This window comes from Alteraquisediminimonas sediminicola, from assembly GCF_019740335.1.
Taxonomy (GTDB): Bacteria; Pseudomonadota; Alphaproteobacteria; order Sphingomonadales; family Sphingomonadaceae; genus Alteraquisediminimonas; species Alteraquisediminimonas sediminicola.
Window position 1 is genome coordinate 21,540 of sequence record NZ_JAHXZS010000005.1, and the last position, 23,086, is coordinate 44,625.

At 58.1% G+C, this 23,086-nt stretch carries 21 protein-coding genes; 12 read left to right on the forward strand and 9 right to left on the reverse strand.

Annotated features, from left to right (window positions below; genetic code table 11):
• Nucleotides 1–51: 51 nt before the first annotated feature.
• The 5 genes from K6117_RS10490 to alaS all read left to right on the forward strand — a co-directional run bounded on the left by K6117_RS10490 (nucleotide 52) and on the right by alaS (nucleotide 5,873).
• Nucleotides 52–1,254, forward strand: a complete 1,203-nt coding sequence (locus tag K6117_RS10490; RefSeq protein WP_221794758.1) for a pyridoxal phosphate-dependent aminotransferase — start codon at nucleotides 52–54, stop codon at nucleotides 1,252–1,254.
• A gap of 172 nt (nucleotides 1,255–1,426) precedes the next feature.
• Nucleotides 1,427–1,963 (forward strand): LemA family protein, encoded by a 537-nt coding sequence (locus K6117_RS10495; RefSeq protein WP_221794760.1) that lies wholly within the window; start codon nucleotides 1,427–1,429, stop codon nucleotides 1,961–1,963.
• A gap of 67 nt (nucleotides 1,964–2,030) precedes the next feature.
• Nucleotides 2,031–2,510 (forward strand): peptide-methionine (R)-S-oxide reductase MsrB, encoded by a 480-nt coding sequence (msrB, locus tag K6117_RS10500; protein WP_221795099.1) that lies wholly within the window; start codon nucleotides 2,031–2,033, stop codon nucleotides 2,508–2,510.
• Nucleotides 2,510–3,187, forward strand: a complete 678-nt coding sequence (gene msrA, locus K6117_RS10505) for a peptide-methionine (S)-S-oxide reductase MsrA (RefSeq protein ID WP_221794762.1) — start codon at nucleotides 2,510–2,512, stop codon at nucleotides 3,185–3,187. Before msrB ends, msrA begins: the two co-directional genes overlap by 1 nt.
• A 40-nt stretch (nucleotides 3,188–3,227) precedes the next feature.
• The gene (gene alaS, locus K6117_RS10510; RefSeq protein WP_221794764.1) at nucleotides 3,228–5,873 is read left to right on the forward strand and encodes an alanine--tRNA ligase; all 2,646 of its coding nucleotides are present in this window, start codon (nucleotides 3,228–3,230) and stop codon (nucleotides 5,871–5,873) included.
• Here alaS and K6117_RS10515 read toward each other — a convergent pair.
• Nucleotides 5,870–7,681 (reverse strand): cation:proton antiporter domain-containing protein, encoded by a 1,812-nt coding sequence (locus tag K6117_RS10515; protein ID WP_221794766.1) that lies wholly within the window; start codon nucleotides 7,679–7,681, stop codon nucleotides 5,870–5,872. The two genes, alaS and K6117_RS10515, sit on opposite strands and share 4 nt — an antisense overlap.
• Nucleotides 7,682–7,742: 61 nt before the next feature.
• Here K6117_RS10515 and K6117_RS10520 point away from each other — a divergent pair, with 61 nt between their 5' ends.
• The 3 genes from K6117_RS10520 (at nucleotide 7,743) to K6117_RS10530 (ending at nucleotide 9,814) form a co-directional block, all read left to right on the forward strand.
• Nucleotides 7,743–8,633: an N-formylglutamate amidohydrolase gene (locus tag K6117_RS10520; protein WP_221794768.1), complete on the forward strand. Its 891-nt coding sequence runs from the start codon at nucleotides 7,743–7,745 to the stop codon at nucleotides 8,631–8,633.
• A gap of 274 nt (nucleotides 8,634–8,907) precedes the next feature.
• A complete protein-coding gene (locus K6117_RS10525) occupies nucleotides 8,908–9,231 on the forward strand; it encodes a hypothetical protein (protein ID WP_221794770.1) in 324 nt (107 codons plus the stop codon).
• Between the two features lie 184 nt (nucleotides 9,232–9,415).
• Nucleotides 9,416–9,814, forward strand: a complete 399-nt coding sequence (locus K6117_RS10530; protein ID WP_343211774.1) for a TMEM165/GDT1 family protein — start codon at nucleotides 9,416–9,418, stop codon at nucleotides 9,812–9,814.
• A 17-nt stretch (nucleotides 9,815–9,831) separates the two neighbouring features.
• Here the strand turns inward: K6117_RS10530 and K6117_RS10535 are convergent, their stop codons facing one another.
• Together K6117_RS10535 and K6117_RS10540 are read right to left on the reverse strand one after the other, a co-directional pair.
• Nucleotides 9,832–10,779 (reverse strand): DUF808 domain-containing protein, encoded by a 948-nt coding sequence (locus K6117_RS10535; RefSeq protein WP_221794775.1) that lies wholly within the window; start codon nucleotides 10,777–10,779, stop codon nucleotides 9,832–9,834.
• Between the two features lie 3 nt (nucleotides 10,780–10,782).
• Nucleotides 10,783–11,598 carry a Rossmann-fold NAD(P)-binding domain-containing protein gene (locus tag K6117_RS10540; protein WP_246605036.1) on the reverse strand — a complete coding sequence of 272 codons (816 nt, stop codon included), beginning with the start codon at nucleotides 11,596–11,598 and terminating at the stop codon, nucleotides 10,783–10,785.
• Nucleotides 11,599–11,788: 190 nt separating this feature from the next.
• On the opposite strand from K6117_RS10540, the gene K6117_RS10545 reads away from it, so the two are divergent.
• Complete coding sequence (locus tag K6117_RS10545; protein ID WP_221794777.1) at nucleotides 11,789–13,138, forward strand: polyhydroxyalkanoate depolymerase; 1,350 nt, start codon at nucleotides 11,789–11,791, stop codon at nucleotides 13,136–13,138.
• A gap of 81 nt (nucleotides 13,139–13,219) precedes the next feature.
• Here the strand turns inward: K6117_RS10545 and K6117_RS10550 are convergent, their stop codons facing one another.
• Nucleotides 13,220–14,023, reverse strand: a complete 804-nt coding sequence (locus K6117_RS10550) for an arylamine N-acetyltransferase family protein (RefSeq protein WP_246605037.1) — start codon at nucleotides 14,021–14,023, stop codon at nucleotides 13,220–13,222.
• A gap of 7 nt (nucleotides 14,024–14,030) precedes the next feature.
• A complete protein-coding gene (locus K6117_RS10555) occupies nucleotides 14,031–14,966 on the reverse strand; it encodes a ribose-phosphate pyrophosphokinase (protein WP_221794779.1) in 936 nt (311 codons plus the stop codon).
• A 104-nt stretch (nucleotides 14,967–15,070) separates the two neighbouring features.
• Here K6117_RS10555 and K6117_RS10560 point away from each other — a divergent pair, with 104 nt between their 5' ends.
• Genes K6117_RS10560 through K6117_RS10570 form a run of 3 tightly spaced genes read left to right on the forward strand, consistent with a single transcriptional unit; the run spans nucleotide 15,071 to nucleotide 19,772 of the window.
• The gene (locus K6117_RS10560; RefSeq protein WP_221794781.1) at nucleotides 15,071–16,723 is read left to right on the forward strand and encodes an NAD+ synthase; all 1,653 of its coding nucleotides are present in this window, start codon (nucleotides 15,071–15,073) and stop codon (nucleotides 16,721–16,723) included.
• On the forward strand, nucleotides 16,720–18,294 hold the full coding sequence (locus K6117_RS10565; RefSeq protein WP_221794783.1) for a peptide ABC transporter substrate-binding protein: 1,575 nt from the start codon (nucleotides 16,720–16,722) through the stop codon (nucleotides 18,292–18,294). The genes K6117_RS10560 and K6117_RS10565 overlap by 4 nt, the downstream gene beginning before the upstream one ends.
• On the forward strand, nucleotides 18,291–19,772 hold the full coding sequence (locus K6117_RS10570; protein WP_221794786.1) for an ABC transporter substrate-binding protein: 1,482 nt from the start codon (nucleotides 18,291–18,293) through the stop codon (nucleotides 19,770–19,772). Before K6117_RS10565 ends, K6117_RS10570 begins: the two co-directional genes overlap by 4 nt.
• A gap of 9 nt (nucleotides 19,773–19,781) precedes the next feature.
• On the opposite strand, the gene K6117_RS10575 is transcribed toward K6117_RS10570, so the two are convergent.
• The 4 genes from K6117_RS10575 to K6117_RS10590 all read right to left on the reverse strand — a co-directional run bounded on the left by K6117_RS10575 (nucleotide 19,782) and on the right by K6117_RS10590 (nucleotide 23,051).
• A complete protein-coding gene (locus K6117_RS10575; protein WP_221794788.1) occupies nucleotides 19,782–20,357 on the reverse strand; it encodes a Smr/MutS family protein in 576 nt (191 codons plus the stop codon).
• Entirely contained in the window at nucleotides 20,338–21,579 is a 1,242-nt protein-coding gene (gene mltA / locus K6117_RS10580; RefSeq protein WP_425514711.1) for a murein transglycosylase A, read from the reverse strand. The genes K6117_RS10575 and mltA overlap by 20 nt, the downstream gene beginning before the upstream one ends.
• A 45-nt stretch (nucleotides 21,580–21,624) precedes the next feature.
• Nucleotides 21,625–22,281, reverse strand: coding sequence for a Tim44/TimA family putative adaptor protein (locus tag K6117_RS10585; RefSeq protein ID WP_221794790.1), 657 nt, complete (start codon nucleotides 22,279–22,281; stop codon nucleotides 21,625–21,627).
• Between the two features lie 104 nt (nucleotides 22,282–22,385).
• The gene (locus K6117_RS10590; RefSeq protein ID WP_221794792.1) at nucleotides 22,386–23,051 is read right to left on the reverse strand and encodes a hypothetical protein; all 666 of its coding nucleotides are present in this window, start codon (nucleotides 23,049–23,051) and stop codon (nucleotides 22,386–22,388) included.
• Nucleotides 23,052–23,086 lie beyond the last annotated feature (35 nt).

Consider the following 23,086-nt stretch of genomic DNA (forward strand, 5'->3'; position numbering starts at 1 on the left):
ATATCGGCATGCGTTCATGACGACCCCATCAAGGACAAGGAAGGCACATCCATGCGTAAGACCTCTGCCGCTCTCGACCGCATCCAGCCGTCGGCGACGCTCGCCATGACCAGCCGGGTGCTGGAGCTGAAGGCAAAAGGCGTGGACGTGATCGGCCTTTCCGCCGGTGAACCGGACTTCGACACCCCGGACTTCGTCAAGGAAGCGGCCATCGAGGCGATTCGCGCTGGCAAGACAAAATACACCAACGTCGATGGCACTGCCGAACTGAAGGCAGCGATCGCCGCCAAGTTCAAGCGAGACAATGGCCTCGAATATGCCTCGAACCAGATCTGCGTGAATGTCGGCGGCAAGCACACATTATTTAACGCGCTCGTCGCCACCGTCGATGTCGGCGATGAAGTAATCATCCCTGCACCTTATTGGGTCAGCTATCCAGATATTGTCGCCTTTGCGGGCGGCACCCCGGTCTATATCGAAGGCCCGGCAAGTCAGGGGTACAAGATCACCCCGGCCCAATTGGAAGCCGCCATCACCCCCAAGACGCGCTGGGTGATCCTCAATTCGCCCTCCAATCCATCGGGTGCCGCTTATACAGCCGCCGAACTCAAGGCGATTGGCGAGGTGCTGCTGCGTCACCCCCAGATCTTGGTGATGACCGACGATATGTATGAACATATCTGGTATGCCGATGAACCCTTCGCCACGATCGTCGAGGTCTGCCCAGAACTTTATGACCGCACGTTGACCGTCAACGGCTGCTCGAAATCCTATTCGATGACCGGCTGGCGCATCGGCTATGCAGGCGGTCCGGCATGGTTGATCAAGGCGATGGCAAAGCTCCAGTCACAATCGACGTCAAACCCCTGCTCGATTGCACAGGCTGCGGCAACAGCAGCGCTGAATGGCGATCAAAGCTTCTTGCGCGAACGCAACGAAGCGTTCCGTGGCCGCCGCGATCTGGTGGTGCGGATGCTGAACGAGATTGAAGGCGTCGTCTGCCCGACGCCGGAAGGCGCGTTCTATGTCTATCCTGATGTTTCGGGTTTGATGGGCAAGACCACACCCGACGGCAAGGTCATCAACACGGATGAAGAGCTGATCGATTATTTCCTCGATACAGTACAGGTTGCGGCTGTGCATGGTGGCGCATTCGGTCTGTCACCGGGTTTCCGCATTTCCTATGCCACATCGGAAGCCCTGCTGACCGAGGCTTGCACGCGCATTCAAAAGGCTTGCGCGGCCCTCAAATAAAATAGCGCTCCGGACGCATTTTCGACGTCAGTCGACATAATAAAATCACGGTTCATGACACCTCCAGCCTCCCTAGAGATTGGCGGTATCATGAGACGTTGATGCGTTTAGTATTGCATCCCGAACGATCCATGATAGCTTTCGCCGAAATATTATAATCGGGAGAGGGCGCATGGCGCTGTTCATGGTCATTGGGCCGTTGGGGTTCTTCTTTTTGGCGATTGCCATGGTGTATGTCGGTCTGGTTGCACGCCAACGCGAATGTGGCCGGGCTGAGAATGCCTATCGGACCCAATTGCAATTGCGTGCAGCTGCGATTGACTCCCTGTTGGGAACTCTACCAACAGGTGACACCGCTCTCGACGCGGCGCGATCAGAAGTCCTCGCTGCGAGTGAACAAGCAGTACTTGCGGCCTCACCCGATCGTTTTTCCTTTGAAGAAGGCCATCTCGCCAATGCCATTGAAGTGCTTGTCGGACGTGCCGCCAAGCTCCCCGCCGTTCAGAATGATCACGACTATGCGGCCAGCCGCCGCGAACTTCTGATCACAGATGCCAGACTGACAACTGCGCGTCGCTCACGGCGACGGGCATATGCGGAATATGAATGTGCCTGCGACGCCTTTCCAGGGGTCTTGTTTTCCGGCATACTTGGTTTTAAACCAATGAGTTATGATCAACCATCCCTCGCGAGTCACCTACCGCAATAAGTGGTCACACAATATCGCGAACCGCATGACGGACATGGGGCCTCATCCGGCTGTCGCCGTGTATCCAATGGCCGTGTCACGTCGCCAATGTCTGATCGGCGCCATTTCCGCCTTGGCCTTAGCACCTTCGGCAATCAAGGCCGCTACTCGCACTTTCGAAGTCACGTTGAGCGATGCCGAGTGGCGACGGCGACTGTCTCCCGCCGCTTATGCCACCCTCCGTCATGAGGCGACGGAGAGGCCATTCACCAGCCCACTCAATCGGGAAAAGCGCAAAGGCAGCTTTCGCTGCGCTGGCTGCGAACTCCCTTTATTCTCTTCAGCGACAAAATATGACAGCCATACCGGTTGGCCGAGCTTTTGGGCCCCGATAAAAGGCGCCGTTGAAACCCGCACCGATTATCAAATTGGCTACCCAAGAACCGAGGTGCATTGTCGGCGCTGTGGCGGGCATCTGGGCCATGTTTTTGATGATGGGCCGCCGCCCACGGGCAAACGTTATTGCATGAACGGCGTCGCCCTTCATTTCGTGCCGGAGATAGGGTGATGAAGCGTTTTTTACTTGGCGGCCCAGTCTTGCTCCTCCTTGGCTTTGCGGCACTCCAATCGACCAATAGCCGGGCGGAACGGCCCGTACCCTTGCCCCAAGCAATCAACGACGAGCGACCCCATACGGGCAGTGCGGTGGCAATATTTGCGGGCGGCTGCTTTTGGGGGGTCGAAGGCGTATTTGAACAGGTCGCAGGCGTTCAGTCCGTCATCCCCGGCTATGCTGGCGGCACGGCTGCCACGGCGAACTATGGCGATGTATCCACTGAAAACACGCGCCATGCAGAGGTGGTGCGCATCACCTACATACCCACCCGAATCAGTTACGGCACACTTTTGCGCATTTTCTTTTCCGTGGCGCATGATCCGACGCAGTTGAATCGTCAGGGACCAGATCGTGGGCCAAGCTATCGCTCGGCCATTTTCCCGCAAACGCCCGAACAAGAACGCATCGCCCAAAGCTACATCGCCCAATTGGCGAAATCCGGGCGGTTTGCCGCGCCCATCGTGACGCGTATCGAACAAGGCCGCTTCTTCCCGGCCGAACCCGAACATCAGGACTTCATGCGCCGTAATCCGACCCATCCCTATATCATGCGCTGGGATGCGCCGAAGGTTGCCGCCCTTCGTTCGCTCTTCCCTTCCCTGATGAAAACGTCGATCGAGTCGAAGTGATGCTTGAGCGTAGCCACAACCTCGCCTAAGCGAGAGAGTTATGAGCTCGACCAATGATATCCGCCGGTCCTTTCTGGATCATTTCGCTGCCGCAGGTCACGAGGTTATCCCCTCTGCGCCGCTGGTCCCGCATAATGATCCGACCCTGATGTTCACCAATGCCGGGATGGTGCCGTTCAAGAACGTGTTTACCGGCCTTGAAAAGCGACCCTATGTGACGGCCACTTCGTCACAAAAATGCGTCCGCGCCGGGGGCAAGCATAACGACCTCGATAATGTCGGCTATACGGCGCGTCATCATACTTTCTTTGAAATGCTGGGGAATTTCTCGTTCGGCGATTATTTCAAAGAACGCGCGATCACATTGGCGTGGGACCTGCTGACCCGCGAATGGGGGCTGGACAAGGAACGCCTGTGCGTCACCGTTTATCATACGGATGACGAAGCATTTGACCTGTGGAAGAAAATCGCAGGCCTGCCCGATCACAAGATCATTCGCATTTCGACATCAGACAATTTCTGGTCGATGGGGGATACCGGCCCATGCGGCCCATGTTCTGAGATTTTCTGGGACCATGGCGACCATATCTATGGTGGCCCGCCGGGTAGCCCGGAAGAAGATGGCGACCGCTTCGTCGAGATCTGGAACCTTGTGTTCATGCAATATGAGCAAGTGGACGCTGCCACCCGACTCAACTTGCCAAAGCCGTCGATCGACACCGGCATGGGTCTGGAACGCATTGCCGCCGTCTTGCAGGGCGTTCACAATAATTACGACACCGACACCTTCAAATCGCTGATCGAGGCATCAGGCGAATTGACCCGCAACGATCCGAGCGGCTCGATGCAGGCATCGCATCGGGTGATCGCCGACCATCTGCGCTCGGCGGGCTTCCTTGTCGCGGATGGTGTGCTGCCCAGCAATGAAGGGCGCGGCTATGTGCTGCGCCGCATCATGCGTCGTGCGATGCGCCACGCCCATCTGCTGGGCGCGAAAGATCCGCTGATGCATCGTCTCGTCCCGGCATTGGTCAGCGAAATGGGACAGGCCTATCCAGAACTGATCCGCGCACAGCCGCTGATCGAGGAAACGCTGCGCCATGAAGAAGTGCGCTTCCGTCAAACCCTCGACAAGGGGCTGAAGCTGCTGGATGATGCCACCGCCAGCATGGACAAAGGCGGGACGCTGCCCGGGGAAACGGCCTTCAAGCTCTATGACACCTTCGGCTTCCCTTATGATCTCACCGAAGACGCATTGCGCGCACAGGGGCTGAGCGTTGATCGCGCTGGTTTCGATTCTGCGATGGCCGCGCAAAAGGCAGCGGCGCGCGCCGCCTGGAAAGGGTCTGGCGACAAAGCCTCCGAAGACATCTGGTTCGACCTTGCGGAAGAACATGGCGCGACAGAATTCACCGGCTATGTCTCTGAAAGCGGTGAAGGTCAGGTCATCGCGCTAATCAAGGACGGTGCGCAGGTGACGAGCGCAGCCGCAGGCGATGAGGTCACTATCCTCACCAACCAAACGCCATTTTACGGCGAAAGCGGCGGACAAAAGGGTGATGCGGGCGTCATCAGCAATGACAAGGGCCTGAACATCCCCATCAGCGACACGCTGAAGCCGCTTGGCCGACTCCATGCCCATCAGGGCATAGTGGAAAGCGGCACGATCACCGTTGGCGAAGCCGTACATCTTGCCGTCGATAGTGTGCGGCGAGGCCGGATTCGGGCCAACCACTCTGCAACCCATCTGTTGCATGCGGCGCTGCGCCACCGGCTTGGCGGACATGTCAGCCAAAAGGGCAGCATGGTGAGCGAGGACCGGCTACGGTTCGACTTCTCGCATCCCAAAGCGCTCTCCGCCGAAGATCTGGCTGCGATCGAAACCGAAGTGAATGCCCAGATTCGTCAAAATGATGAGGTCACTACCCGATTGATGACCCCAGACGATGCCATCGCTGCAGGTGCTATGGCGCTGTTCGGCGAGAAATATGGCGACGAAGTACGCGTGCTGTCGATGGGCAAGGGCGACACCCATAGCTATTCAGTCGAACTTTGCGGCGGCACCCATGTGCGCGCGCTGGGCGACATCGGCTTGGTCCGCATTGTTGCAGAAAGCGCCGTATCTTCCGGCGTCCGTCGCATCGAGGCCCTGACAGGCGAGGCCGCTCGTCTTTGGCTGACCGGGCGCGAAGAGCAACTCCGCAACGTTGCGGCAACGCTCAAGACTACACCCGACGATGTACCGACGCGCGTAGCCGCCTTAGCCGATCAGGTCCGCAAACTTGAACGTGAACTCGCCGATGTCAAAAAGACCTTGGCCATGGGCGGTAGTGGCGGTTTAGCTTCGGCTGGTCCTGAACTCATCAATAATGTGCCATTCCTCGGCCAGATCGTGGAAGGTCTCGATCCCAAGCAGTTGCGCGGGACAATTGATGACGCGAAAAAGGCGCACGGCTCCATCATCTCTATGATTATCGCGCTCAACGATGGCAAAGCCAGCGTCGCCGCCGGCGTCACCGACGATCTTCTCGCCCGCGTCAGTGCTGTCGATCTGGTCAAGGCGGCCGTGGCTGCGCTGGGTGGTCAGGGCGGCGGCGGCCGCCCAGACATGGCGCAGGGTGGCGGTCCGGATGCGGACAGCGCACCTGCCGCGATGGAAGCGGCCAAGGCGCTGATCGCCGGTTAAGGAAATTTAATCCCGGCTTGCCCGATATCGATATCACGCAATCGCCGCCGATGAAGCGGGGGTTCGCGTGATATTGCACCATGGTTCATAATGTCCGCGCGCAGTTCTGCTCTTTTCTCGTGAATGGAAGCAATGACAGGCCCCATAGGCACGCCAAGGTCGACGAGGACTGCTTCAGACAATTGAAGTGAGCTCTCCAGCGTCTCCGGCACGGCATCTGTCGCCCCCGCACGATAGAGTTCAGCCGCATGGCTGGCATCACGAGCCCGGGACACAATAGTGAGGTCAGGATAGCGCGCACGTAATTTCCGCGTCAGGCGAACATTCTGGACGGGATCATCCATCGTCAGAATCACGGCAGGGGCACAGTCCAGACCGAGTCGCTCCAGCATCTGGGGACGCGCGACATCACCAAAGATCACATCATAGCCTCGCTGACGCACCAGCGCGACCCGATCCGCATCGGCATCAACCGCGCGATAAGGGCGGCCATGCACATTCATCATATCCGCCACTAACTGCCCCACACGCCCAAAGCCGAGAATGATAGCTGCATGCGGTTTTGGGGCAGAATCAACCGAGTCTGCGACTTCCCGAAGGGCAAGTCGAAGGGCTACGACATGACCAAATTTGGCCAGCAAAGGCGTTACAGTCAGGCCAATCGCCGTGACCATTTGCCAGAAACTCGCCGTCTGTTGATCAATCAAATTGGCGGACGCCGCAGTCGCGAGCACGATCAACGTGGTTTCCGATGGACTGGCCATCAATAATGCCGTCTCCGCCGCCACAGCCCGCTTGGCCCCGCCAATCCGCAACAACAGGCCTGTGATCAACGTCTTGATCGATAGCACCGCCACGACCGCGCAAAAAATGCCAACCCATTCACGCACCAACAGCCCCAGATCGACCGACATGCCGACAGAGATCAGAAATACGCCGAGTGCCAACCCTTTGAATGGCGCCATCATGACCTCGACTTCATGATTATAATCAGTCTCTGCGATCAACACGCCCGCCAATAGCGCCCCGACGATAGGTGATAGACCGATACTCGTCGTAATCAGGCTGGCCACAATCACCACCAGCAGACTGGCCGACATAAAGAGTTCCGGGCTCTTTGTCCGCGCCGCCTGGCTGAACAGCAGCGGCAATGCAAAGCGACCAGATACCAGCATCAACGGCACGACCATCAATGTCAGCACTGCCGTCGTCATCAGCCCTTCCCAACCCGATTCACCGCTATGTGGGCCGATCGCGCCAAGAATGAAAATAATGGGCACAAGGGCGATATCTTCAAACAACAACATAGCAAAAGCGCGCTGGCCGACAGGCCCGGTCATGCCAACAAGAGGCAGAACGAGTGCGGTCGAAGATAGGGCCAAGGCCATGCCAAGACCGCTTGCACCCTGCCAATCATGGCCAAAAGCAAGCAAGCCCAAACCAATGGCCAGCGCACCGATCAACATCTCCGCCGCACCTAGACCGAAAACCATGCGCCGCATTTGCCACAAACGCCTGAAGCTCAACTCCAATCCGATGGAAAACAGCAGCAGAATAATGCCGAACTCCGCAAAGGGCGCAATCACATGCTGATCTGCGATCGTTACATGACGGAGCCATGAATAGTCACCCACCCATCCACCAAGCCCGGCCGGGCCAACCAATATCCCTACAAGGATGAAACCGATGACAGGCGTGATCCGTAACCGAGCAAAGGTGGGTATCACCAACCCGGCAGCGCCAAGCACGACCAGCGCTTCCCGCAATCCGCTATTGGTGACGACTAATGCTGTTTCCGCTGTTGTCATGGCTTGCATCTTCGCTTGAACCAGCCACAATGTCAGCACTTAACTGGGCGGAGACAGAATTTTGCAGGATTGGACCGGCGACAACAATATCAAGCAGTCGGTCACCGCATCTATCTCACCGATCGTGGTCTCGGTACCACATGCTGGTCGTCATTATCCAAGCCTCTTGCAGGCGCAGTCTCGGTTGACTGTTGAACAACTCTGCCTGCTCGAAGATCGACACGTGGATGCGCTGACAGGATCACTCATAAGCATGGAGCACCAAGTCCTTGTGGCAACGACGGCACGGGCATGGATCGACCTGAATCGCGCACCACATGAAATCGAATCAGACATGATTGCACGGACCGACCCTGGCTTTGACGACATGCGCACCTCCGCCGTGAGATGTGATCAGGCAAAAATCAACGCAGGCTTGGGACTGGTACCAAGCCGAGTGCCGCGCATTGGCGCCATTTATCGTCACAAACTTGGGCTGGATGACATTAAGCAACGGATCTTATCAATTCACACTCCATGGCATGAAGCGATTGAACACGCGATGGCGGCGGCATGGCGAGTGCATGGTTTTGCCGTGCTACTAGACCTCCATTCAATGCCCACCATCCCGCGCGGACAGACCGGACATGGGCTGCGCGCGGTCATCGGTGATCGTCATGGGCAAAGCTGTGACATCGCATTGGCAGGACGCGCCGCCTCAATGTTGCGACGAGAGGGCCTGCGGACAGATCTCAACCGGCCTTATGCTGGCGCTTATACGCTCATGCGCCATGGACAGCCGGAGCGGAACCTCCATGCATTACAAGTGGAATTCGACCGAAGCCTTTATCTCAATGATATGGGCAACCCGATCGCCGCAAGAGTGGAGGTGCTTTCCGGCATACTTGCACGCTTATGTGCCGAATTGGCCGAAACCGGCAGGATGATATCCCAAATGCAGGCAGCTGAATAAAAAACCACCTCGTGTCATATGAGCACGAGGTGGCCAAGGTTCAGGGAGGAAGCGCACCCGAAGGCGCGCTACACGCTGCATGAAAGGGGGGACATGCAACCGTGCTAGAACGAACATAGGACTCTATCCTGCCGAATTCAAGAGTTCAGCAAATAAACCTGCGACACTTTAACGATTCATACCCACATACAATCGACAGGCCTGTCATCAAATCTTAACCTGCCCATCTTATCCAAGTCTTAGATAGTTAAATGGTAATATTGAGGTGGGTTCCATGCAGCAGGAACAAACAGCCATAAATATGGTGCGTGCCGGTCTTTGTCATCAGATTGATCTTTTGTTGCGCGCCACCGGGCAATTACAGCCCGCTCATCTTTTCAACGAAATTGAAGAAATTCGCGTGATTTCTGCGCGATATGGGCTGGAACCGCTGCGGCGTCTTGCCCGCGGCCTAGAAAAACAATTGGCCGAAGGTCACCAAAAGCACGTTTTTGAGCCATGGCTGCACATGATGCGTGAAGCAGCAAGCTGCCATCGTATCGACGAACAGGCAGCGGAAACCTTCATTGCGGCGACGGCCCTACGTTTAAACAGTTGAGAGCCGTCACCCCTTCATGGACACATTATTGGTTGCGTTTCTGGCCGCAAGCCTGACCGCAATCGGCGACCGCTCACATTTCTTTGCGCTAGAATTAGGTGAACGCGCCGACTCAGCGCGACTTATTATAGCTGGTATGGCAATAGCGGCATCGCTCAACATATCTATCGCCGCATTCGGCGGCATGATGATGGCGGATATGTTGGACATCCGGTCGGCCAATCTGCTCACGGGCCTCGCCATTATATTTGCGGGCGGCAGCGGACTGTTCACCCGCAAACAACCCGCGCCGCACACAACGCGGCATCAGCCATTGGGCTTCATCAACATCACGTCACAATTCTTCATGCTTGGCTTTGGCGACAAGATCGCGTTCCTGACCTTCGCCCTGACCGCCCGCATGGAACAGCCCCTGCTCGCTGGTATCGGCGCGACTATTGGCATCGTCGCTGCGCATATCTGGCCAATCTTGCTTGGACCGGAATGGCCGACAATAATGCCATTACGAATGGCAAGCCGGGTGATCGGGTTCGTATCGCTATTATTGGGTCTTATGATCGCGATATTCGCATTGTTCTTCTAATTACGGGAAAGATACGGTCAGTGCCCTGTCTTACCCAACATCCGCAAAATGAGAGGATGCACAATCACGATAATACCACCCAGCAAAATCGCGAAGAGACCCGACAACACCGCCGAAATTAGCCATGAAATCGCGCCTGCAAACATCGGCACAAGATGCCCGACCCATTCCGCAGCATGATGAGCGGCGTCCGGGAGCATCGGCAAACCAACTTGCTGCATGCCATGCAGCACAATCCCGCCGCCAACCCATGCCATTGCTACCGTGCCAACCACTGACAATATACGCAAAAGCATCGTCATACCGGATATCAATGTGCGACCAATTGATTGGATGGCGGCACCTTCCCGTCGAACAAGATGCAGGCCGATATCATCCATCTTCACGATCAACGCGACCACGCCATAGACGCCAATGGTGATGCCGACCGCCACCACAGCAAGAATCAACGCCTGATTGATAAGGCTTTGATCCGCGACGCTGGCCAGGGCGATTGCCATGATTTCACCCGAAAGGATGAAATCAGTCCTGATCGCGCCACTCACTTGCTCCTTTTCAAGTGTCACTACATCTGTGTGCGCCACATGCGATTCCGCGTCTTCATGATGGCCCGACAACGCCTCCCAAATCTTTTCTGCCGCCTCAAAACAGAGGTAACTGCCGCCGATCATCAGCAAAGGGGTCAACATCCAGGGCGCGAAGGCGCTCAACAACAAGGCCGCAGGCAACAATATGATGAGCTTGTTCCGCAGTGACCCCATCACAATCTTGCCAATGATCGGCAATTCACGATCAGGGGTCAGGCCCACTACATAGCTCGGCGTTACAGCCGCATCGTCGATGACCACGCCAGCCGCCTTAGCCCCCGCCTTGGCAGAGGCCGCAGACACATCGTCAAGGGTCGACGCCGCTAGCTTGGCAATAGCCGCCACATCATCGAGCAATGCAATCAACCCCGATGCCATCAGCTATTCTCCTCCCCGCAACAACGCCTGCAAACCTACCCGATAATCCGGATATTGCGGCGACCAGCCCAATAGTCGCTTTGCCTTGCCATTCGCAACCCGCCGATTTTCATCATAAAAGGCACGGGCAGCGGGTGAAAGGCTTGCATCATCCAGTCCAATCATCGCCGGTGGCGCATGGCCGATGAGTTTGCAGGCATAGGCATTCACCTCGGCCTGCGGCGCGGGCAGGTCATCCGTCAGATTATAAACGCCCGGCGCACCATGATCGAAGCTTGCGACAATCGCACCAACAATATCATCGACATGTACCCGGCTGAACACCTGACCCGGCACATCTACGCACTGTATCTGGCCGGCGCGCGCACGCGCGATCGGAGAACGGCCTGGGCCATAGATACCAGGCAAGCGGAAACACCGCACGCGCTGCGGATCGAGCGCAAGCCAGTCCGCATCGGCCTTCGCACGATCTTTCCGGCGGCCCGCGCCCATCGACGCGGTTTCATCGACCCACGCCCCATCGCAATCGCCATAGACGCCGGTGGATGAAAGATACCCAATCCACCGGGCTGGCGCACGCGCAATCCGTTCACCGTAAATCGCCAAGACTGGATCTTCCCCGCCAGCTGGCGGCACCGAACTAATAATATGGGTCGCCCGCGCCAATGCATGCTCGACAGCGGCACGGTCATCAAATGCCACGGCATCGGCATCGGCCTTTCGCCGCGTTGCAACAATCGACCAGTCCGAATCACGTAGGTGATGCCGCAAATACCCGGTGCAAAAGCCCAAGCCAAAGATCAACAAGCGGCGTGTCATATGTACCGTTCTGGCATGAAAATTAAAAAAATCCAAGATTGCTCAATCTATTCAGCGCGCAGCAACACCTGACAAAAAGGCTGGCAATGACAATGCTGCATTGCAACGAAGATGGTAATGTAAGATGATACAGCCAACAATGTAACAGCTCGGGGGCATATGCCTCCAGCGTATTTGGGGCCGTTTCAACATGCTTTATACTGCCTACGAAGCCCAGAAGAACCTATTAGCGGGCGCTAGCGCCCTCGCCAACATCAGTGCCCAATGGCTCCAAAACCCGGTAAATCCATTTGGCTACTCCACCATGGGTCCGCTTGTCGCCTCCGGCCTTGATGTGTTCGCCCATGCTGCTGCGCCGCGTGGCAAACCCGCATTCGGGCTAACTGAAACAGTGGTGGATGGGAAGACGGTAGCGATTACCGAAGAAATCGTGCTGCGCAAACCGTTCGGCCAGCTCAAGCATTTCCGCAAAGAAGGTGTCACCGGCCAGCCACGACTGTTGATCGTCGCCCCGATGTCGGGCCATTATGCGACGTTGTTGCGCGGCACGGTCGAACGACTACTTCACACGCAGGATGTCTACATCACCGACTGGCACGATGCCCGTGATGTATCCCTGAATGACGGCAATTTCGACCTCGACGATTATATCGACTATGTCATCGACTTCGTGCGCGAGATCGGTCCGGGCGCGCATTTGCTGGCCGTTTGCCAGCCAACCGTGCCCGCCTTTGCCGCGACCGCACTGATGAACGCAACCAATGATCCTTGCGCCCCAGCCACAATGACCATGATGGGCGGCCCGATCGACACGCGCGAATCGCCGACAGCGGTTAATCAGCTTGCAACCGAACGCCCGCTGAGCTGGTTCGAACATAATGTCGTCGCGACCGTGCCGCAGAATTATGCCGGTGCCGGTCGTCGCGTCTATCCGGGGTTTATGCAACTCGCCGGCTTCATGACCATGAATCTTGGCAACCATCTGATGAGCCATTGGGAAATGTTCAAGCATCTGGTCGCTGGCGATGATGAGAGCGCCGATGCCACCAAGGCATTTTACGATGAATACCGCGCGGTTTGCGACATGGATGCAGCATTTTATCTGCAGACAGTCGATGTTGTTTTCCAAAATCACAAGCTGCCCAAGGGTGAGTTGATGCACCGCGAGACGCTGGTCGATGCCAGGGCGATCACGCGCACGGCATTGCTCGCTATTGAGGGTGAAAATGATGATATTTCTGGCCTCGGCCAGACCAAGGCCGCGCTGAATATTTCAACCAACCTGCCGGCAGAGCTGAAAAAATACATGATCGCCGAACATGTCGGTCATTACGGCATCTTCAACGGTCGCCGCTGGCGGGAGGAAATCGCGCCGGTTGTCGAGGAATGGATCGCCAGCCACACAGCCAAGACTGCGACTGCGGCACCTGTATGCGCAGCACCAGTCGCTGCGGCAACAGTCACCTCCACATCAGCCAGTGCGAAGCCAATGGCCAAAACCGCAACGCCAGCAAAACGGGCTGCCAAGCCCAAGGCATAAATCAGGGGAACATATCGGGCGGGGAGGCGTGATTCCTCCCCACCGGACCCTTGAGAGCCTCCGCGAAAAAAACTGCGTGACCTACAACAGGTTTAGCGCCGCAATCTGATCCCGTTCAAGATCAATACCAAACACGAGGCTCAGCCGCATTTGCAGCATGCGGGCGCTAGTAATCTCACTATCGACCTTATCGGTGAGGCTCGACCGGGTGTACCGGCAATCCTGCAACGCCGCCATGCCATGCGGCAGCACCATGCTGGCGATTCGATGGCGCACAAAACGCGAATCGGGCGATGTAGATGTCCAGTGATTGCTCATCACAAGGTCGCTGTCATAAACAGCATCCAGGGAAAAACTGAACTGCGGTCGCCAGCCATCGCTGCCCTCACGCTCCAGCATCCAGCCATGATCAGCATCCATCACCAACCGGTGGCGCCCTCCATCAGGCCCTTCAGCCACGCGGTCGGCTTCAAGCAGCATCGGCGGGGCATATCCACCGCCAAAGCCCGCGTCCGCAATCCACTGCCGGTCCCCGATCGTGACAAGCGACAGGACATGGGTCCGGGGCGGCACAACACCGGGCGCGCTCACCAGCCAAACCCGCGCCAGTATAGGCCGCACATTGAAGCCCAACACCGCCAAACCTGCCGAAAACAGGGCATTATGCTCAAAGCAATAGCCGCCGCGCTTGCTGCGCACGAGCTTATCGACCACCCGATCAAGGGCGATGCTGATACCGCGCCCTAAATGGATGTCAAAATTCTCGAAAGGAATCGAAAGACGATGGGCGCGCTGGAACAGGGCCAGCCCCTCTTCGTTCGCCTTGGGCAAATGCCCCAGCCCAAGCCGGACAAGATAGGCGTCGAATTGGGCTGGCTGCATCATATGGCGATCAGTCGAACAGGCTCGACACCGATGTTTCATCGGCTATGCGCTTGATCGCTTCACCCAACAGCGGGGCAATAGTCAAATGGCGGATATTCGACGCATCGGCGACCTTGGCATTGGCGCCAATGGTGTCGGTAATCACCAATTCGCTCAATTCCGAGGCCGTCACACGGGCGACAGCAGCACCGGAAAGCACGCCATGGGTGCAATAAGCCACCACTTCCGCTGCGCCCGCCGCCTTCAATGCCGCAGCGGCGTTGCACAATGTGCCCGCCGAATCGACAATGTCATCGATGAGGATGCAGAATCGGCCTGTGACATCGCCGATAATGTTCATCACTTCCGATTCGCCAGCCCGTTCGCGCCGCTTATCGACAATCGCCAGCGGCGCATTGTTGAGCCGCTTGGCCAGCGCACGGGCGCGGACCACGCCGCCAACGTCAGGCGAAACGACCATGATGTTGCGGCTACCGAAACGCGCCTCAATATCCGCTGCCATCACTGGCGCGGCATAAAGATTGTCGGTCGGGATATCGAAAAAGCCCTGAATCTGCCCGGCATGAAGATCGACCGAAAGCACGCGATCGGCCCCCGCCACCGTGATCAGATTGGCGACCAACTTGGCGGAAATCGGCGCGCGCGGCCCCGGTTTTCGGTCTTGGCGGGCATAGCCGAAATACGGCAATACCGCCGTGATGCGCCGCGCCGATGCCCGCTTGAGGGCGTCGATGCAGATCAACAATTCCATCAAATTGTCATTGGCCGGATAGGCCGTCGACTGGAGGACGAACACATCCTCGCCACGCACATTTTCGTGAATTTCGACGAACACCTCTTCATCGGCGAAGCGACGAACCGATGCATCGGTCAGCGGAATTTCAAGATACTCGCTGATTGCCTTGGCCAACGGCTGATTGGAATTGCCGGTGAGAAGTTTCATATTCAATGTCCCCGCGCGGATTATTGGGGGTCTCCTTAGCCATCATGGCCGCCGGGGGAAAGGGGGTGGTTGCCCGCTTGCGCGTAAATGCTAAAGCTTTTGTAATGACACAGCAGCTTAATATCGTGCTTGCACAGCTTTCACAGCGCGTTGGCGACCTCGCGGCCAATGTGGAAGCGATTCGCAACGTCCGTCGCGCCCATGCAGGGGCGGACCTCATCCTCTATCCGGAAATGCAGCTTATTGGCTATCCGCCAGAGGATCTGGTGATGAAGCCCGCACTGATCGCCCGCGCCGAAAGGATGATGGACGAACTGGCACAGGATACCGCAGATGGCGGCCCGGCCATGCTGGTTGGTTCGGTGATGATGGATGAAGGTCGGCTGCACAATATATTGTGCCTGCTCGATGGCAGCAAAATCGCAGCCATCCGGATCAAGCATCAATTGCCTAATTACGGCACTTTTGATGAAAAACGCCTGTTCGAACCCGGCCCCCTGCCGGAACCGGTCGAATTCCGGGGCGTAAAGCTCGGCCTGCCGATCTGCGAAGACATCTGGACGCCCAGCGTGATCGATCATCTGCGCCAACAAGGCGCGGAATTGCTGCTCGTCCCGAACGGCAGCCCCTATGAAATCGACAAGGACGATCTGCGTCGCGAACTCGTCGCAGATCGGGTGCGCGAAAGCGGCCTGCCACTAGCCTATCTCAACCGCGTTGGCGGACAGGATGAGGTCGTGTTCGACGGCTCCTCCTTCATTACCAACAAGGATGGCAGCATCGCCGTGCAATTGCCCGATTGGGAAGAAGCCGTCGTCGCCACCAATTGGCAGCGCACGACCGATGGCTGGGTGTGCAACCCCGGGCCAGTCGCCAAGCTCGATCCGGCACCCGCCGATATTTATCATGCGATGATGATCGGCTTGCGGGACTATGTGAACGTCAATCGTTTCCCCGGCGTTGTCCTAGGCCTGTCTGGCGGGATTGATTCGGCTCTTTCCGCGGCAGTCGCCGTCGATGCGCTGGGGGCGGACCGAGTGTGGTGCGTCATGCTTCCCTCCCGCTTCACCTCGCAGGAATCGCTAGATGATGCGGCTGAATGTGCCCGCTTGCTCGGCTGTCGCCTCGACAACGTCCCGATCGAACCGGCCGTACAAGCCTTTGGCCAGATGCTCGGCGATATTTTTGCCGGTAAAAATCCGGACCTGACCGAAGAAAATATCCAATCCCGCATCCGGGGCGTCACCTTGATGGCGATGTCCAACAAGTTCGGCCATATGCTGCTGACAACCGGCAATAAAAGTGAGATGTCGGTCGGCTATGCCACCATCTATGGCGATATGGCTGGTGGATATAATGTGCTCAAAGACGCCTATAAGCTGACGGTGTTCGATGTCTGCCGCTGGCGCAATGTCCATAAGCCCCGGCTCGGCCTGGGGCCGGACGGTCCGGTCATGCCCGATAGCGTCATCACCAAGCCACCCAGCGCCGAATTGCGCCCGGATCAGAAGGACGCAGACAGCCTGCCGCCCTATGAGGTGCTGGACCCGGTCTTGCATGCACTGGTGGAGGAAGAGCTGTCGGTCGACGAGGTCGCCGCACGCGGCTTCGACCGCGAGATGGTCGCCCGGATGGAGCGGCTGCTCTGCCTCGCCGAATATAAAAGACGTCAGGCTCCTCCCGGAGTCAAACTTGGCCGACGCAATTTCGGTCGCGACCGCCGTTATCCCATCACCAATGGCTTCCGCACGGCATGAGATTACGGGCGGTTGCGCTTGCCCTGTCCTTGGCGCTTGGGCTGGCGGCATGCCAGCCGGAGAGGTCAACCGCCCCCCAGCACAGCGCAACTTTGCCCGCCGATACATTGGTCCGCTTATCGGAAGATGACGCCAAAAGCCTCGACCCACAGAAAATATCCGATGTCGCATCCAGCCGGGTCGCGATGGATCTGTTCGAGGGCCTCACCCGCTTCAATGGCAAGGGTGAGGTCGAACCCGCCATCGCCAGCGCATGGACATTATCGCCCGACGGCTTGACCTGGTCGTTCAAATTGCGCCCCGATGCGCGCTTTTCCGATGGCAGCCCGATCACCGCGCCCCTCTTCGCACAGATTTTTCAACGCCTGCGCGCACCCGCAACCGCCGCGCCCACACGGGAGTTGTTCGAAGGCATCGCCAATGTGGTCGCGACACAGCCCGATCTGGTCAGCATCCATCTCCGCCGCCCGGACCCGGCCTTGCCTGACCTGATGGCGCAACCGGCGATGGCCGCCCTGCCCATGCACCGCATCACCACTCTGGCCGATCATTGGACAAGCGAACGGCCTTTGGTCACCTCCGGCGCCTATCGCCTGCGCGATTGGCAATTGAACGACCATATGCAGCTTGAACCCAATCCCTTTTGGTATGATGGCAAACCACGCACCCCCTATGTCCGCTGGCTACCCGTGGCCGATAAATTGACGGCATTGCGGCGATTCCAGACTGGGCAAGCCGATACAACCGCCGACTTCCCGCCGTCGCGCTTTGAGGATCTAGTGAAAAACCTTGGCACATCGGTCCATGCCGCACCGATGATCGCGACCTATTATCTCACGCTCAATACCCGCCAACCGCCATTTGATGATGTCCGGGTGCGCCGCGCACTTGCCATGACCGTTGATCGTGACTGGATCGCCCACCAGCTGATCCGCGCCGGGGTAAAGCCCGCATGGGGACTGCTGCCATCGGGCCTTGGCCTGCCGCCGCTAAAGCCCGATTGGAAAAATTGGTCGATGGCCAGACGACAGGCTGCGGCCAGCGACCTGTTGGCGCAGGCGGGCTATGGTCCCGATCACCCGCTACGGGCGACCTTGCGCTTCAACAGCGACCGCGATCATCGCCGGGTAGCAACGGCGTTGGCCACCATGTGGGCGCCGCTTGGGGTCGAAATCTCCCTATTCAACAGCGAAGCGAGTCTGCACTTCGCCGCCATGCGTCGCGGCGACTTTCAGATCGCGCGGGCCGGTTGGGTCGCCGATATGCCGACTCCGGAAAACATGCTGATGGTCCATCACTCCACCGCCACGGCACTGAATTATGCCGGCTATAACAGCCCCGTCTTCGATACCGCGCTGGATCGAGCGCTGAACACCGCCGACCCGGCCATGCGCGCCAAAATGATGCGCCGCGCCGAACAGCAGCTCATCTTCGATGCGCCGATTATCCCGATTTATCACAATGCGGCCCGTGCACTTGTTGCCCCACGCGTCAACGGATGGCAGGATAACCCGATCAATGTCCATCCCAGCCGCACCCTCAGCCTGACCGTCGGAACCACCAGCAGATGATGAAGCCGACCGCCCTCGCATTCTCCCTTCCCCTGCTAGCTTTATTGGCCACCTGCAGCGACAAAAAGCATGATCGGCTTGATGTCACGCTGATCGGCGACAAATTGGCGATCGTAGACCCCGTCACCACGCCCCTCAACGATACGCAATCCGCCCTGCTCTCCGCCACAGCCCAGGGGCTGATCCGTTTCGATGCCACCGGCCAGATTCAGGCCGGGCTAGCCAGCCGCTGGGCCGTGGTCGATGAAGGCCGCAGCCTGATCTTCCGCCTCACCGATGGCGATGAAGACAGCGCACGCCCGGCATGGCTCACCGCAGAAGCCATTGCCGACCGACTACGCAAGGCCTTGCTGAATAATCCCCGCAATCGCCTTTCGCCGCAATTTGATGCCGTCGAATCGATCAGGGCCGTCACGCCACAGGTCATCGAAATCCGATTGAAATCCGCCAGACCCGATGTGCTGAACATGCTCGCGCAGCCGGAAGCCGCATTATTGTTCAAGCGCAGCATAGTCGGGACCGGCCCCTTGAAGATCACGCGAAGGGCGTTCACCGGCTGGCAATTGTCTCCCATCAGGCTGGATGGTGTGGTCGTGCCAGAGGACACGGATCGCTATCAGCCCGCCATGACGATCCGCGCAGAATCAGCGCCGCGCGCCGTTACGCGCTTCGCGCGTGGCTGGACGCAATTGGTGCTGGGCGGGCGGCTTACGGATTGGCCATTGATCGCGGCAGCGCGGATCAACGCCCGTCAGGTACAAATTGACCCCGCCAATGGACTTTATGGCCTGGCAATCGGCAATAAAGAAGCGCTGCTGCAAGAGCCATCCATTCGACGCGCCTTAGCCATGGCACTTGACCGAAATGGATTACTGCGTGCGATGGACCTGCCCACCGACCTCGCGCAGGATTCACTCCTGCCGCAACATTTACACGACCTGACATTGGTGCCGACCCATCCATGGAGCAATTTGTCACAAAACGAACGGCAAGCTTTCGCAAAAGCGCAAATTGCCGAATGGGTAAAAGCGGGCAATATGGTCCCGACATTGCACATCGCCCTGCCCAATGGCCATGGCAGCGACATGTTGTTCAAACTGCTACGCCAACAATGGGCACAAATCGGGGTCAGTATCCAACGCAGCAACATAACGGATGCCGATCTCTGGCTCATTGATATCGTGACCCCCACCGATACCGCCGGATGGTATCTCCGCCAATTCGCCTGCAGGCCGATGAAAATTTGCGACCACTTTGCCGACAATAAAATGATCGAAGCCCGCGCTGCTCCGACCACACAGGCGCGCACCGATGCCCTGCAAGCGGCGGCAGCTTCTTATATCGAGAACTTGCCGTTCATCCCGCTGTTCAAGCCGATTCGCTGGTCGCTGGTCAACCCATCGCTTGGCGGCTTCACGCCCAATATGCGGGCAGTCCATCCACTCGATACGATCAAGCCATCGCGTTCCAAGCGCTAAATCCGCCAATCAGCCGTCCCGACCTCGCCGCAAGATCACATATAATGCGCCATCGCCACCATGGCGCGGATGGGCATTGCGCACAGCGGCGATCCGATCGGCAAAGCGCGAGCCGGCCAACCAGTCACAAATCTTCGCCCGGATAATCCCGCGTCGTTCATTGCCCACACGCTCGGCATTGCGAGACTTGCCAGTAATCAACAACACGGTCCGCGCATGATGCCGGATCGCGCGTTCAAGCCCATGGTCGAGATAGCTCCACGCCGAATCGAGCGTATGACCATGCAGATCGATCACCTGATCGGGGACCGCGCGCCCCGTGCCGAGACGACGGTCCCAACTGCCGTCCAGTGTATTGGCGATGACCGGCGCAGGTGGCTTGGGCGCGGACACTGGTACACGATCCAGCGGCACCCGTCCCTTTACCTTTGCTGGCGCAGACTTTGGCGCCATGACCATTAACGGCGCAGGCTTATGGGAAACAACCAAAGGCAAAAGTCGCGGCACCGCACGTGGATGGATCGGTCGCACAGATTGGGCCAGACGCGCCCAGTCTTCGAGCTCTTCAGCGCTGAGCCGACGCATCTTTTGTCGCCATTCCGGCGGTCAACCGCGCCAGCGTACCAATAGGCAGCAACAATTGCGCCTGACCACGGCCCGACATGCCGCCCGCAATTTGCTCGGCCTCGATGCCGGCACCCCAAAATGTATCAACGCGATTCGGCCCCTTGATCGCGCCGCCGGTATCCTGCGCGACCCAAAGCCCCGATGCCTCCTGCCGATCCAGCCATAGCCACAAAGGCGCGCCCAGCGGGATAAACGCCGGGTCAGCGGCCACCGATGCACGACCAACGACCTGCACGCCCAGCGCACCCAATGGCCCCGCCCCCGTCACTTCACGGAAAAAAACAAAGCTGCGGTTTTCATTCATGATCGCGCGCCCCTCTTCCGGGTGCGCGCGCAACCATGCAACAATGCCCTGCATGCTGGACTGACCCGGCCCCAACAGGCCCCGATCCTTCATCAGCTTGCCGATACCGGAATAATCTCGGCCATTCTGGCTTTCATAACCGATCCGCATCACCGACCCATCCGGCAGGCGCAAACGCCCCGAGCCCTGCACCTGCAAGAAGAAGAACTCGACCTCATCCGCGGCCCAGGCGATCTCCAGATTGCGACCCGCAAGCGCACCGCCAACGATCTCAGCCCGATCCGCATAAGGCACGAATGTCGCGCCCGCCACGCGACCGCGAATCTTCTTCCCTTTCAGACTGTCCGAAAACTGCCCTAGATCGAGATCGACAAGATCCGGCGGGCGGCGATAAATCGGCACGCCATAACCGGGCGCGCGCACACGCGAGCCTGCGATTTCCGGCTCGTAATAGCCGGTCGCAAATGCATTACCGTCGCCAATGATCGCCGATTCGAAATAGCGGGTAAAAAAGGCGCGGGCATCGTCATCGGACCAGCCTGAGGCCGCGATACACGCAGGCCGCCAATCCGCAGGCTGGGTCAGGCCGGATGTATCGGTGCGCCGGGTCAGGGATGGGCAACTCAGACGAAAAGCCGACAATGCAGCCCGCGCATCCCGATCCGTGATCGCCAGCGATGTCACGGGCTGTCCGGGCCGCACCCCGGTAGAACGGGCGTTGTCCTTCGGCATAATAGCGGGCGCGGGCAACGGCACAGCTTGCAACTTTGGCGTGGCCGCTTTGGGCCGGGATACGGCTGTGACCCCCGGTGCCTTTTTGCCAGATGACGCAGGGACAATCGTCCCCGCGCATGCTGACAACAGCATCGCCGCCATCACGCCAAAAGCAACGCGCCACCCCAAAACCACGTGCCGCACGGATCAGGCCGCTTCGTCGGTTTCAACAAGCATCCAATTGGGATCGCTATCGCGGACATTGCGACTAAACGTCCAAAGATCATGAGTCGGCACGGCATCGCTGAGCGACCCGGCAACGATATTGCCATCGCGGTCACGGGTAACACCGGCAATATCTGCCTCGAAATGCACCGTGATCCGGGCGATACGGTTTTCAATCGTCGCCCCCTCAATCACGGCGCGATCGATCCGCACCAACCGATTATCCAGCGTCAGGCCATCGGCCTCACGCGCGCGAATCGCCTCGGAGAAAGAATGGCACACATCGGCATTCGCCAATTCCGCCAGCGCCCGTTCGTCGCCGCGCCAAAAGGCATCAAGGATCATGCCATAGGCCGCCCGCGCACCTTCAAGGAAATGCCCGCTATCAAAGCGCGAGTCTGCAGACACAATCGCCCGCAGTCCGTCAATCGCCGATGGCCCGATATGCCCAAGAAATCCCTGATCCGCATTGCCCGAGGCATCACGCGTCTCTGGCGGCAAACCGACTTTCGGCAGTGGTGCAGCATCCGCCATATCAGCCATTGGCTGCTGCTCATGACCAGTGCGTTGACCCAGCACGCTGTATAGGCGCAGGCCGACAAACAAAGCCACCATGGCGAAGATGATAATTTCCGTCACTCAACCTCCATCCGGTTCCATCAGGAACCCTGACTTCACATATAGCGACGACCAGCCCAATTTTCAAATCAGTCTGGCAAAGTTTAGCCTCATACCGTGGCTATTCAGCCGCACTTTCTCTCATTGTACTTCACACCCTTCCAGCATCGTTGCTCCAGCCTCGGCAGCGCAACCAAAAGACGACGTGGATCGGTGCCCATGATGAACGGATCGGAATAGCCCTGCAGGCTGATCCGTAGCTCGCGCAATTGCTCTCTCGCTACCGCAAGGAACATCCCTTTGGGCGCCCCCACAACCGCCCGGCCGACCTTACCCGCGACATGGCAAAAGCTGCGCTGGCCATTGGCAGTCGAAAAACCATTATAGGTCCGAGTCGAATAATCGTCGAATTTCCGCTGCCCGCCGACCTTGTTCACCCGGACAAAATAATTACCCAGAGTCGAATATGCCTTGGCCAGTTCCACCTTATGCTGGACCAACACGTCATTATAATTATCGATCAACCGCAGGCCCGACCATTGTTGGCATTTCAGCGCCGCTACATTGAGCCCAGACCTCAGATTCCAGACAAGGGCAGCGTCCAACTCGGCCTGTGTCGCTTGCGGCAACGGCAATCCCGCTACGCTATCGCCGCCTGAAATAGGACCTGTGGCAAATTGCGGCGGATACCAAAAGACCTGTGCGGCTGCCGGTGCTGCATATAACAGCGGCAAACCCAGCACCAACGCCAAAGCCATTCCCATCCGTCGATCAAGTATGCGGCGTATCATCTCCACCCTCTTTCTCGGCGACATGCCAATGTTCA